The organism is Pseudoalteromonas sp. KAN5 (assembly GCF_022846535.1).
Taxonomy (GTDB): domain Bacteria; phylum Pseudomonadota; class Gammaproteobacteria; order Enterobacterales; family Alteromonadaceae; genus Pseudoalteromonas; species Pseudoalteromonas haloplanktis.
Genome location: NZ_AP025589.1, coordinates 2288010 through 2300110, shown reverse-complemented (window position 1 = coordinate 2300110; position 12101 = coordinate 2288010). Strand labels below are relative to the sequence as shown.

Annotated in this window: 14 protein-coding genes; 12 read left to right on the top strand and 2 right to left on the bottom strand. The window is 40.9% G+C overall.

What is annotated here, in order from left to right; genetic code table 11:
• The 8 genes from KAN5_RS10270 (at position 1) to pdxJ (ending at position 7351) form a co-directional block, all read left to right on the top strand.
• Complete coding sequence (locus tag KAN5_RS10270) at positions 1-957, top strand: MucB/RseB C-terminal domain-containing protein (protein ID WP_016709857.1); 957 nt, start codon at positions 1-3, stop codon at positions 955-957.
• Positions 958-969: 12 nt separating this feature from the next.
• The gene (locus tag KAN5_RS10265) at positions 970-1419 is read left to right on the top strand and encodes a SoxR reducing system RseC family protein (protein ID WP_016709856.1); all 450 of its coding nucleotides are present in this window, start codon (positions 970-972) and stop codon (positions 1417-1419) included.
• 69 nt (positions 1420-1488) lie between these two features.
• Positions 1489-3276 (top strand): translation elongation factor 4, encoded by a 1788-nt coding sequence (lepA, locus tag KAN5_RS10260; RefSeq protein ID WP_016709855.1) that lies wholly within the window; start codon positions 1489-1491, stop codon positions 3274-3276.
• Between the two features lie 39 nt (positions 3277-3315).
• On the top strand, positions 3316-4251 hold the full coding sequence (gene lepB / locus KAN5_RS10255) for a signal peptidase I (protein ID WP_016709854.1): 936 nt from the start codon (positions 3316-3318) through the stop codon (positions 4249-4251).
• Between the two features lie 2 nt (positions 4252-4253).
• Positions 4254-4931 carry a ribonuclease III gene (gene rnc / locus KAN5_RS10250; protein ID WP_016709853.1) on the top strand — a complete coding sequence of 226 codons (678 nt, stop codon included), beginning with the start codon at positions 4254-4256 and terminating at the stop codon, positions 4929-4931.
• On the top strand, positions 4921-5853 hold the full coding sequence (gene era / locus KAN5_RS10245) for a GTPase Era (protein ID WP_016709852.1): 933 nt from the start codon (positions 4921-4923) through the stop codon (positions 5851-5853). Before rnc ends, era begins: the two co-directional genes overlap by 11 nt.
• 17 nt (positions 5854-5870) lie before the next feature.
• Positions 5871-6560 carry a DNA repair protein RecO gene (gene recO / locus KAN5_RS10240; RefSeq protein ID WP_016709851.1) on the top strand — a complete coding sequence of 230 codons (690 nt, stop codon included), beginning with the start codon at positions 5871-5873 and terminating at the stop codon, positions 6558-6560.
• Between the two features lie 59 nt (positions 6561-6619).
• Positions 6620-7351 (top strand): pyridoxine 5'-phosphate synthase, encoded by a 732-nt coding sequence (gene pdxJ, locus KAN5_RS10235; RefSeq protein ID WP_016709850.1) that lies wholly within the window; start codon positions 6620-6622, stop codon positions 7349-7351.
• Between the two features lie 62 nt (positions 7352-7413).
• Here the strand turns inward: pdxJ and KAN5_RS10230 are convergent, their stop codons facing one another.
• Positions 7414-7605 carry a hypothetical protein gene (locus KAN5_RS10230; protein ID WP_016709849.1) on the bottom strand — a complete coding sequence of 64 codons (192 nt, stop codon included), beginning with the start codon at positions 7603-7605 and terminating at the stop codon, positions 7414-7416.
• Positions 7606-7662: 57 nt separating this feature from the next.
• A complete protein-coding gene (locus KAN5_RS10225; RefSeq protein WP_016709848.1) occupies positions 7663-7836 on the bottom strand; it encodes a DUF1328 family protein in 174 nt (57 codons plus the stop codon).
• A 519-nt stretch (positions 7837-8355) separates the two neighbouring features.
• On the opposite strand from KAN5_RS10225, the gene KAN5_RS10220 reads away from it, so the two are divergent.
• From KAN5_RS10220 to KAN5_RS10205, 4 genes are all read left to right on the top strand, one after another.
• Positions 8356-8601, top strand: coding sequence for an OadG family transporter subunit (locus tag KAN5_RS10220; protein ID WP_016709847.1), 246 nt, complete (start codon positions 8356-8358; stop codon positions 8599-8601).
• Positions 8602-8611: 10 nt separating this feature from the next.
• Complete coding sequence (gene oadA, locus KAN5_RS10215; RefSeq protein ID WP_138554577.1) at positions 8612-10396, top strand: sodium-extruding oxaloacetate decarboxylase subunit alpha; 1785 nt, start codon at positions 8612-8614, stop codon at positions 10394-10396.
• 10 nt (positions 10397-10406) lie between these two features.
• Positions 10407-11537, top strand: coding sequence for a sodium ion-translocating decarboxylase subunit beta (locus KAN5_RS10210; protein ID WP_016709845.1), 1131 nt, complete (start codon positions 10407-10409; stop codon positions 11535-11537).
• 217 nt (positions 11538-11754) lie between these two features.
• Positions 11755-11931: a hypothetical protein gene (locus KAN5_RS10205; protein ID WP_016709843.1), complete on the top strand. Its 177-nt coding sequence runs from the start codon at positions 11755-11757 to the stop codon at positions 11929-11931.
• Positions 11932-12101: the final 170 nt, after the last annotated feature.

The following is a 12101-nucleotide window of genomic DNA, read 5'->3' as shown; positions in this document are numbered from 1 at the left end:
ATGAAAGTAATCACTTTTATTTTGTCGTTAGCGCTTATGGCCCCTGCCTTCGCTAACGACGAAAACCCCGCAAAACAGCTATTGTTGAAAATGGCTGACGCTGTACATAACCGCAACTTTGACGCGTCCTTTGTGGTCGTTAAAGGTAAATCAATGGAACCATACCGCTGGTTACATGCAAAGCAAGGTGACACCGAACTTGAGCATTTAAGTTTGCTCAATGGTGCCGGCCTGGAAATGGTGCGTATCGATAGTCAAGTTACTTATTTCGAACCACAATCAGAGCCTTACTCAATTGATACCGATTCTATAGCGGGTCCCATCCCAGAAGTGTTGTTTAAAGATATTGAACGTTTAAGTCAGCATTATGATTTTGTGCTAGGTGGTAAAGGTCGCATAGCAGGGCGAGCGGCTCAGCTTGTTCGTATCGAATCAAAAGATGAGCACAAGTTTAATTACTGGCTGTGGCTAGATGCTGAATCATCATTGTTACTTAAATCAGCCTACGTGAATCAAGCGGGTGAGATGTTGGAGCAGTTACAATTAACCCACATAAGTGTAACAGAAGAGCCAGCTGCACTACTGCTGGAAATGCTAAGCCGTGAATTTCCAACCCCATTGCCTGCGACGGCAACATCTCAAAGTGACATCAATACAAGTAGTAGCAATTGGCAAATTGGCTGGTTACCTGATGGATTTAGTTTATTAAAATCAGATCGCCATAAACTGGATTTAAACAATGAGTTGACCGACTACTACCTTTATTCAGATGGCTTTGTAGAAGTCTCGGTGTTTGTACAACGGCCATTACCAGGGCGCAGACCAAGTGGTGCTTTGTCATCTGGTGCAACAACTGTCTATGTGCATAATAGTGGCAGTTTTGATGTGTCTGTAGTGGGGAATATACCTGCAACAACAGCTAAGGCGATTGCTGAGTCGGTTGCAAGACCTTTGTAAAATAAGCAGATAATGATAGAACAAACTCTTACGGTGGTGTCGATTAAAGGCACCACTGCGCATTTAGAAGCCCAACAAAAACAAGCATGTGCTGGTTGTAATGGCCGGTGCGGCTCACAAGTTTTCAGTAAGCTATTCGGCACGGCTAAAAAAACCTTCCCTTATCAATTTTCTGTGCCTGTGGTTGTAGGGCAAAGAGTGACCTTAGCATTAGATGATAGCCACATGGTAAAGCATGCTTTGGTTGTGTATATGTTACCTCTAGTGTTAAGTTTAGGTTTTGCGTTAACGGCGGCTGGAGTTTTTTCTGCACCAGAGTGGCTACAAATCATTGCCGCTATAGGCGGTGGTTTTACTGGTTTTGCTATTGCTAAAAGCCGAGTTAAGAGCCTCAGGCATGATATAAAAGTAATAAAAATTCACCCAATTAGTCTTCCTTTAACTCAAATAGATGGTGATTAAGGCCAATTGAATGTAAAATTGCGGCTTTATACACTCAATCCATTAAAATAGAAGTTTAGAATCCAGTTTATGAAGCATATCCGTAATTTTTCGATCATCGCCCATATTGACCACGGTAAATCGACCCTTTCTGATCGTTTGATCCAAGTTTGTGGTGGTTTAACTGACCGTGAAATGCAAAAACAAGTATTGGATTCAATGGACATTGAGCGCGAGCGTGGGATCACCATTAAAGCGCAAAGTGTAACACTAAATTATAAAGCCAATGATGGCGAAACTTATCAACTAAACTTTATCGATACCCCGGGACACGTTGACTTTACATATGAAGTATCGCGTTCACTGGCAGCTTGTGAAGGTGCATTGTTAGTTGTTGATGCTGGGCAAGGCGTGGAAGCGCAAACACTTGCAAACTGCTATACCGCAATTGAAATGGATTTAGAAGTTATTCCGGTACTGAATAAAATCGATTTACCGCAAGCGGATCCGCTTCGTGTAGCTGAAGAAATTGAAGATATTATTGGTATTGATGCTCTAGATGCTGTGCAATGTAGTGCCAAAACAGGGGTTGGTATTGCCGAAGTGCTAGAGATGATTGTTAAAGACATCCCGCCACCGGTTGGTGAAAAAGACGAACCGCTTCAAGCATTGATTATTGATTCATGGTTTGACCCGTATCAAGGTGTAGTATCTCTTGTGCGTATTAAGCACGGTGAACTACGTACGGGCGATAAAATAAAAATCATGTCGAACGAGCATATTCATACCGCTGATCAAGTTGGTATTTTCACACCAAAACAAACAAATACTGGCATTTTAAAAACAGGTGAAGTGGGTTTTGTGATTGCGGGTATTAAAGAAATTCATGGTGCGCCGGTGGGGGATACTATTACCCATCAAAAAAATGCGGCGCCGCAGCGTTTACCAGGGTTCCAAAAAATTAAACCTCAGGTTTATGCCGGTATGTTCCCGATTGCTTCTGATGAGTATGAATCTTTTCGTGATGCACTAAACAAATTAAGTTTAAACGATGCGTCGTTATTCTTTGAGCCTGAAAACTCAACGGCACTCGGTTTTGGTTTCCGCTGCGGCTTCTTAGGCATGCTTCACATGGAAATCATTCAAGAGCGTTTAGAGCGTGAATATGATATCGATCTAATCACTACCGCACCAACGGTAATCTATGAAGTAGTTACTAAGGCTGGTACTATTCAGATTGATAATCCGTCTGATTTACCAGCAGTAAATGATATTTTAGAAATTCGTGAGCCAATGGTTGAGGCAAATATTCTTGTACCGCAAGAGTATTTAGGCAGCGTGATTACATTGTGTATCGAAAAACGCGGTATGCAAACGAAAATGAGTTACCACGGTAAACAAGTTGCTGTTACGTACGAACTGCCGATGGCTGAAGTGGTAATGGACTTTTTTGATAAGTTAAAATCAACGAGTCGTGGTTTTGCTTCACTTGATTATAACTTTAAGTACTTCCAAACCTCAGATATGGTGCGAGTTGATATCTTAATTAATGGTGAGCGGGTTGATGCACTTGCTATTATTGTACATAGAGACAGTGCGCAGTCACGTGGTCGTCAGTTAGCGGATGCATTAAAGGACTTAATCCCACGTCAAATGTTTGATATTGCGATCCAAGCTGCAATTGGGCAACATGTTATTGCTCGTACAACCGTAAAACAATTACGTAAAAATGTAATTGCAAAGTGTTATGGTGGAGATGTAAGTCGTAAGAAAAAGCTTCTACAAAAGCAAAAAGATGGTAAAAAACGAATGAAACAACTCGGAAACGTTGAAGTGCCTCAAGAAGCATTTTTAGCAATTCTTAAAGTTGGTAAATAAATTTCGTAATCTAATTACGTAAGATTAAGGATGTAATGAATGGCAGGTTATTTTTCAATATTTTTAGTGTTGCTGACACTGGGATCAGGCTTAATTTGGTTAATTGACCACTTTGTGTTTGCACCAAAAAGACAGCAACGCTTGGCGCTGGCGCAGAGTTCTGCTGGCGGCGAGCTAGATGAAGAAACTGCTGCATTGATTGCCCCTGAACCAACAATTACGGAAACGGCAAAATCAATTTTCCCGATGATAGCGGCCATTACTATCTTTAGATCGTTTTTATTTGAACCGTTTCAAATTCCATCAGGTTCAATGATGCCAACACTGTTGGTGGGTGACTTTATTTTAGTACAAAAATATTCGTACGGTATAAAAGACCCTGTGTGGCGTTCACAACTAGTGGATGTTGCGGAACCTGAGCGTGGGGATATTGTGGTTTTTAAATACCCTTTAGATGAGCGAGTCGATTACATTAAGCGTGCGATTGGTCTACCGGGTGATAAAATTGTTTACCGTGACAAGCGTTTATATATTCAACCAAATTGTGCAGAAGGAGAAGCACAACAAGGTGATTTACTGTGTAATGAATTTAATAAAATTGATATGGAAATCGTAAACCGTGATGAATTTAAACAAGGTTCAATGGATTTAGTGCGTTTAAATGAGAACTTAACTACGCTAAAACATGATATTTTAATAAACCCAGAAGCGCTGGAAATGAAAGGGCGTTACTATCAACAACCGGGTACACGTTCTGACGAATGGGTAGTGCCGGCTGATCATTACTTTATGATGGGTGACAACCGCGATAACAGCCAAGATAGTCGCGTATGGGGCTTTGTGCCAAAAGAAAACTTGGTGGGTAAAGCTGTCTTTATATGGATGAGTTTTGAATTTGAAAATGGCCCAGATGACATTTTACCAAGCTGGGTTCCAACTGGTGTTCGTTTTGAACGCCTAGGTAATATTCAGTAACAATGAAAAAAAATGTAACAGAGTTATATAGCAAAATAGGGTATACCTTTACTGAGCAAGCGCTGCTTGAGCAGGCGATGACCCATCGCAGCCATAAAGGCCAACATAATGAGCGCTTAGAGTTTTTAGGTGATTCAATTTTAAGTTTCGTTATTGCTAATGCTTTATATAGCAAATTTCCTAAAGCACGCGAGGGTGACTTGAGTCGAATGCGCTCTACGCTTGTGCGTGGTCAAACTCTAGCTGAGTTTGGTTTAGAGTTTGGTTTGGGTGATTACCTACGTTTAGGGCCTGGTGAACTTAAAAGCGGCGGTTTTAGACGTGAGTCAACTTTAGCTGATGCTGTTGAAGCAATCATAGGTGCAGTCTTTTTAGATAGCGGCATCGATGTGTGTGGTGATTTAATTTTAGCTTGGTATGAAACGCGTTTAGATGCAATTTCACCGGGTTTAAATCAAAAAGATCCTAAAACCTTATTACAAGAATACTTACAAGCCCGCAAATTACCTTTGCCAGGCTATACTGTAGTCGATACAAAAGGTCAGGCTCACAATCAAACGTTCACGGTTGAATGTATTGTTGAAGGTATGGATAGCATTATCTCAGTGGGTAGCTCTCGTCGTAAAGCTGAACAAAAAGCCGCTGAAAAAGCATTGAAGATACTTAAAAATGAATCTTGATACATTGATCCAACCTCGTAGCGGTGATATTGATACATTTTGTGGCATGGTCGCTATTGTTGGTCGCCCAAATGTTGGTAAATCGACCTTGCTGAATGAAATTATTGAGCAAAAAGTAAGTATTACCTCGCGTAAGCCACAAACCACACGTCACCGTATTATGGGGATTCATACCGAAGGCAAACACCAAGCGGTGTATGTTGATACGCCTGGTCTGCATGTTGAAGAAAAGCGTGCCATTAACCGTTTGATGAACCGTGCTGCATCGAGTTCATTAGGTGATGTTGAGTTGGTTATTTTTGTTGTTGAGGGAACTCACTGGAATGCCGATGATGAAATGGTGCTTAATAAAGTTAAGCAAAATGGTAAACCCGTTTTATTAGTGATCAATAAAATTGATCAAGTAAAAGACCGTGACTTAGTATTACCACATATGAAGTGGTTAGGTGAAAAATTTGACTTTGTGGGTATTATGCCTGTGTCGGCTACACAAGGTAAGAACATCAACCTTATCAAAGATGAAGTAACTAAACGCCTACCACCGTGTGAGTTTTATTTCCCAGAAGATTATGTCACTGACCGCTCAATGCGTTTTATGGCGGCTGAAGTTATTCGTGAAAAACTGATGCGCTTTATGGGTGAAGAATTACCTTATTCTGTTACTGTTGAAATCGAGCAATTCAAGTGGCAAGACAATGGTATTTGGCACATCAATGGCTTGATCTTAGTTGAGCGTGAAACGCAAAAGCGCATGGTAATAGGTAATAAAGGCGAAAAGCTTAAAGTGATAGGCCGTGAAGCACGTAAAGATCTCGAAGAGATGCTTGATAACAAAGTATTCTTAGAGCTCTGGGTAAAGGTTAAATCAGGCTGGGCTGACGATGAGCGAGCATTACGCAGCTTAGGCTATGGTGAAGATTAATAGCCTAAGAAAAACCAATGGATAGCGACTTCTACACAGCATATTTATTACATCGACGTCCTTTTAGCGACTCACAAGTAATGCTTGATATGCTAGTAGAGGGCGTTGGCCAACTCCGTATGCTGGCTCGTATCAGTGGTCGCCAAGCAACTAAGTATAAAGCCCAGCTACAACCCTTCCAAACACTACTCGTTAATTACACTGGCAGGCACGATCTAAAATATATTCAGCGCTTTGAATTGCATGGTACACAATCAACTTTAGTAGGAGATCAGCTTTATTGTGGCTTTTACCTCAATGAGTTGACTAATCGTATCGTTCCTATCAATGAACCAGTTGAACAGGTTTATCAATTGTATCAAACTCACCTACAGCAGCTAAATCAACATCCGAATTTACAAGCGGTATTACGCTCTTATGAATTTCAATTATTAGAATTGCTAGGTTATGGCGTTGACTTTAGTTTCGATGCGGCGGGAGAGCCTATTTCGTTAAAGCAAACTTATAGTTATTTTGCTGAATACGGCTTTGTTGTTCAGCAGCAAACCGGTAGTGGTTTTTCTGGTGCGCAGTTAAACGCCATCGCAGCCCATGACTTTAGCGCGCCGGATGTGTTATATATGGCAAAACAATTAAGCCGTCATTTAATGAAACCTTTGCTAGGAAAAAAACCATTAAAAAGCCGCGAGCTTTTTATATCCAAATAGTTTGGATATTCACCCTAACTCTAGTGCGGAATTGAACCGTTATTTTTATAGGTAAAACAATGAAAGATATACTTTTGGGTATAAATGTTGATCACATTGCTACATTACGTCAAGCTCGTGGTACCCGTTATCCAGATCCTGCACATGCAGCCAGTGTTGCAGAACATGCAGGTGCTGATGGCATTACCATTCATTTACGTGAAGACAGACGTCATATTCAAGACCGTGATGTGTATGTGATGGCAAAAACAATTCAAACACGTATGAATCTAGAAATAGCCGTCACTGATGAAATGATCGATATCGCACTAGATGTAAAGCCTGCTTATGTCTGCTTAGTACCAGAAAAACGCGAAGAGTTAACCACCGAAGGTGGCCTAGATGTGGTTGGTAACTTAGATAAAATTAAAGCCGCAACGGCAAAACTAAGTAACGCTGGAATTAAAGTGTCGTTATTTATCGATGCGGATAAAGCGCAGCTAGATGCAGCAAAAGCGTGCAATGCCCCTTATGTCGAGATACATACGGGCGCATATGCAGATGCTGAGACTGAAGCAGAGCTGAAAGAAGAACTTGAGCACATTCGTCAAGGCGTAAAATACGCAGCGAGTTTAGGCTTGATAGTAAACGCAGGGCATGGTTTGCATTACCACAATGTAAAACCAATAGCAGCGATGGAAGAGATTTACGAACTTAATATTGGCCATGCGATCATAGCGCGCGCTGCGATTGATGGTTTAGATAAAGCCGTGCGTGATATGAAGCGGCTTATGCTAGAAGCAAGAGCTTGAGATCAGATTAAAAGCAAAAACGACTCAGATGAGTCGTTTTTTATTATTTAGAACTAACTATATTAACAGTTAGTTTCTTCGGCATTTACGCCTTCTTTCACTTCTTCACAGGCGTCTTCAACCTTGTTTTGCACATCAGTAACTGCTTCATCAATGCGCTCACCTGCTTCTTCTGCGTGGTTGTCTTCGCAACCCATGATAAAAAAGCTAGCAAAAAGGGCGATAACGGCTGTTTTTAATGTAGTCGATTTCATAATGTAATTCCTTGTAAAAAATAATGTTTTGTTAATTATGTTAGAGATTAATTTGGATCACTTAGGAACATTGCCGCGCAATGCGCCTGAAATAAGTGAAATAACTAACAATACTATAAAGATAAAAAATATAATCTTAGCAATTCCTGCTGCGGCACCAGCGATACCACCAAAACCTAACACTGCAGCAATGAGTGCAATAACTAGAAATGTAATTGTCCAGCGTAACATTGTTGTCTCCTTGGTTTGTTAATTTGTTCGAAGTAGATGATGCTAGTTGCATGCCAATTGAATAAACTCTTTATTATCATGTGTTTATAGTTTTTATGATGTGGCTAAATGAAAGTGATGGGAATAATTTACAACTTTACCTGTAACTTATTCCTGACTATATAAATTTGCTTTAAAGCTCTATTTATTTGGTAAGACCAATTGATCTGGTGCGACTAATTGCAATAGTCATATACAAAAAATGCTTGTGATGGCGCATTGCACAGAGGTTTATCTTGGCTTGCACTTATAATTTATAGCTATATTCACTATTTTTATTATCTAGTTCTCGTAAAATTATCGCAAAATGTAGAGTGTTAAATTTAGTGTTAGTATGTTAGCTTTATATTAATTGGTTTTACCAATTTACAAAGTGTTGGACTTGCTCTGTTTCTTTGTTATCATTGGTGCATAATTATTTAAATAAAGTGATTTTTTACCTAATCTCGAGGTTGGGTAAATGAAGTCAAGGGGAGCAGCATGGATATAGGTCAGTTACTAGCTACAGCGGCAAACTTAATGGTCACCGGTATGGTAGGCGTATTTGTTTTTCTTTCGTTGTTGATTTCAGCAATCATCATTATGTCTAAATTAGCGAGCCGTTTTGAACAGCCGGTTGCAGCGCCTACGCGTACGCCGTCAATCAAAGCACCAGGTGTGCCAAGTGCACACATTGCTGCGATCAGTGCAGCGATTGCTCAGTACAAAAATAAACAAAAACTATAAGGGGTGACTTGTGGCTAAATTAAAATTAACCGAATTAGTACTTAGAGACGCACATCAATCATTATTAGCTACGCGCATGCGTTTAGATGACATGCTGCCAATTGCACAAAAATTAGATGATGCGGGCTATTGGTCTATTGAGTCATGGGGTGGGGCAACATTTGATTCATGTATCCGTTATTTAGGCGAAGATCCTTGGGAGCGGATCCGTGCTTTGAAAAAAGCCATGCCAAACACCAAGCAACAAATGCTATTACGTGGTCAAAACCTGTTAGGTTACCGCCATTATGCAGATGATGTGGTTGAAAAGTTTGTCGAGCGAGCGCACAAAAATGGCGTTGATGTATTCCGTATTTTTGATGCCATGAACGATGTTCGTAATCTTGAAACAGCCATTAAAGCCGCAGTAAAAGTCGGTGCTCATGCACAAGGTACTATTTCATATACAGTTAGCCCAGTACATACGCTAGATATGTGGCTCACTTTAGCTAAGCAGCTAGAAGATTTAGGTTGTCATTCAATTTGTATTAAAGATATGGCAGGTTTACTTAAACCGTATGATTGTGAGCAGTTAATCAAAGGCTTAAAAGAAACGGTCTCTATTCCTATCGCAATGCAATGCCATGCAACAACGGGCTTAAGTACAGCCACTTATCAAAAAGCGATCGATGCAGGTATTGATATGCTTGATACCGCGATTTCTTCGATGAGTATGACATATGGTCACAGTGCAACCGAGACAATTGTATCGATTGTTGAAGGCACTGAACGTGATACTGAACTTGATTTAAATCAGTTAGAAGAAATTGCGGCTTACTTTCGTGATGTTCGCAAGAAATATGCGGCATTTGAAGGCAGCTTAAAAGGCGTTGATGGCCGTATTTTATTAGCACAAGTGCCAGGTGGCATGCTAACAAATATGGAAAATCAGCTTAAAGAGCAAGGCGCAGCTGATAAACTCAATGAAGTGTTATTAGAGATCCCGCGTGTTCGTGAAGATTTAGGCTTCTTACCTTTAGTGACGCCAACTTCGCAAATTGTCGGCACACAAGCAGTATTAAATGTACTTACAGGTGAGCGTTATAAAACAATTACTAAAGAAACCGCCGGTGTTCTAAAAGGTGAATATGGTGCAACACCTGCAGCCATGAATAAAGAACTACAAGAGCGTGTACTTGATGGTGCAGACGTAATTACCTGTCGCCCAGCAGATTTATTGCAGCCAGAACTTGAAACCCTGCAAGCAGAATTATTAGCAGCTGCAAAAGAGCAGGGTTTAAGCCTAGCTGATGAGCAGATTGATGATGTATTAACGTATGCTTTATTCCCACAGATTGGCTTGAAGTTCATTAAAAATCGTAATAATCCAGATGCTTTTGAAGCTGTGCCAAGTGCAGAGCCAGCGAAGAAAGAGCAACCTGCAAACAATCAACCAAGCAACAACAATACCGTTAAAGCAGAACAATACAGCGTAAAAGTTGACGGTAAAGTGTATGACGTTGTCGTTGCACAAGGTGGTGAACTTAAAGAAGTAACACTTAAAGACAGTGAGCTTATTCCACAATCAGCGTCGGTTGCTTCTGGTGAAACACTGAACGCGCCTCTAGCTGGTAACATCTTTAAAATAAAGGTGAAAACAGGGCAAACGGTCAACGAAGGCGATGTTGTGATCATCATGGAAGCGATGAAAATGGAAACTGAAATCCGCGCTACTCACACAGGTACTATTGCTGAAATTCTCGTTGCTGAAGGTGATTCAGTGGCAACGGGTGATGCTATGATTTCGTTAGCTTAGGAGACAGAGGATGGAAGCTGTATTAAACCTCTGGCAGGCCACAGGTATTGCTAATTTTACATTCCCTGCGCTTATTATGATCGCAGTGGGGTGCTTATTGCTGTATCTCGCAATTGCCCGTAATTTTGAGCCATTATTATTATTACCTATAGGTTTTGGTGCGATATTAACAAATATCCCAGTAGCAGGTTTGTCAGACCCTGGTGGCTTACTGTACTACGTATACCATATTGGTATTGATACCGGTGTTTTCCCGCTATTAATATTTATGGGTGTAGGAGCATTAACTGACTTTAGTGCATTAATTGCTAATCCGCGTATGTTATTACTGGGAGCTGCGGCGCAGTTTGGTATTTTTGCGACTTTATTTGGCGCAATTTTACTTAACTATGTACCTGGCTTTGAGTTTACTCTGCAAGATGCATCGGCTATAGCGATCATCGGCGGCGCAGATGGCCCTACAGCTATCTTCTTAGCGTCAAAGTTAGCGCCTGATTTATTAGGGGCTATTGCGGTAGCTGCCTATTCTTATATGGCGTTGGTGCCCATTATTCAGCCGCCAATTATGCGTGCATTAACGACCGCAGAAGAGCGAAAGATTCAAATGCCACAGTTACGTACAGTATCGAAAAAGGAAAAAATTATTTTCCCATTAATGGTGCTTACATTAACAATGCTATTTTTACCCGCAGCTACGCCGTTAGTCGGTATGTTCTGCTTAGGTAACTTAATGCGTGAATCTGGTGTGGTTGACCGCTTAAGTAACAGCGCGCAAAACGAGATCATAAATATCACGACCATCTTTTTAGGCTTAGCTGTAGGCTCAAAGTTGGCTGCTGATAAGTTTTTAACGGTAGAGACGCTTGGTATTTTAGTACTCGGTGCCTTGGCTTTTGCAATTGGTACGGCTTCAGGTGTATTCATGGCAAAAGGTATGAATAAGTTCTCCAAATCTCCTATTAATCCATTAGTAGGTGCTGCAGGTGTATCAGCTGTTCCGATGGCTGCACGAGTAGTAAACAAAGTGGGTCTTGAGAGTAATCCGCATAACTTCTTGTTAATGCATGCTATGGGGCCAAACGTTGCCGGTGTTCTTGGTAGCGCCGTAGCTGCCGGTATTTTGCTCGCCTTAGTAGGGTAATAACAGACAACCAAAGCTGCTTAACTATGTTGAGCAACTGTAAGTAACTTTTTACTTCCAACCGACTGGCGCAGTGTAGACTGCGCTTTTTTTTGCTCGCCTTTTGGGTATACTCGATGGATATTCAATAATACCAATCGTGTTAAGTTACTGACCATTTATTTAGCTCGCTAGAATGGTTAAATATTTAAGTCGATTGGTATAAATAAGGACTGATATGAATATTTTCGTAATTTTAATTTCACTGTTTATTGCACTCATCATTCTTGTGCCACTACTTGAAAAGTACCAGTCAAAAATGGGCCTAGATGGCGCGACTAAATATGCCAAGTATATTTGGCCATTAGTGATGATTTCATTGATAGTGCAGTTGATTTATGTGTTGGTGAGGTAGAGCGTAGCCGTCAGCCGTCAGCCGTCAGCCGTCAGCCGTCAGTTTTAGAGCCGTCAGTTTTAGAGCCGCTAGGAGCGGTAAGCTGTAAGTTTTAAGGCTGCTCGGCGTTAAAATAGGCTACGTAGGTTGGGTTGAGCACCGCGAAACCCAACGAAAAAATACCCTTTCAG

Excerpts from the sequence above, each read along its gene's own strand:
- KAN5_RS10270 (WP_016709857.1), top strand. The coding sequence starts at position 1 with ATGAAAGTAATCACTTTTATTTTGTCGTTAGCGCTTATGGCCCCTGCC.
- KAN5_RS10265 (WP_016709856.1), top strand. The coding sequence starts at position 970 with ATGATAGAACAAACTCTTACGGTGGTGTCGATTAAAGGCACCACTGCG.
- lepA (WP_016709855.1), top strand. The coding sequence starts at position 1,489 with ATGAAGCATATCCGTAATTTTTCGATCATCGCCCATATTGACCACGGT.
- lepB (WP_016709854.1), top strand. The coding sequence starts at position 3,316 with ATGGCAGGTTATTTTTCAATATTTTTAGTGTTGCTGACACTGGGATCA.
- rnc (WP_016709853.1), top strand. The coding sequence starts at position 4,254 with ATGAAAAAAAATGTAACAGAGTTATATAGCAAAATAGGGTATACCTTT.
- era (WP_016709852.1), top strand. The coding sequence starts at position 4,921 with ATGAATCTTGATACATTGATCCAACCTCGTAGCGGTGATATTGATACA.
- recO (WP_016709851.1), top strand. The coding sequence starts at position 5,871 with ATGGATAGCGACTTCTACACAGCATATTTATTACATCGACGTCCTTTT.
- pdxJ (WP_016709850.1), top strand. The coding sequence starts at position 6,620 with ATGAAAGATATACTTTTGGGTATAAATGTTGATCACATTGCTACATTA.
- KAN5_RS10230 (WP_016709849.1), bottom strand. The coding sequence starts at position 7,605 with ATGAAATCGACTACATTAAAAACAGCCGTTATCGCCCTTTTTGCTAGC.
- KAN5_RS10225 (WP_016709848.1), bottom strand. The coding sequence starts at position 7,836 with ATGTTACGCTGGACAATTACATTTCTAGTTATTGCACTCATTGCTGCA.
- KAN5_RS10220 (WP_016709847.1), top strand. The coding sequence starts at position 8,356 with ATGGATATAGGTCAGTTACTAGCTACAGCGGCAAACTTAATGGTCACC.
- KAN5_RS10210 (WP_016709845.1), top strand. The coding sequence starts at position 10,407 with ATGGAAGCTGTATTAAACCTCTGGCAGGCCACAGGTATTGCTAATTTT.
- KAN5_RS10205 (WP_016709843.1), top strand. The coding sequence starts at position 11,755 with ATGAATATTTTCGTAATTTTAATTTCACTGTTTATTGCACTCATCATT.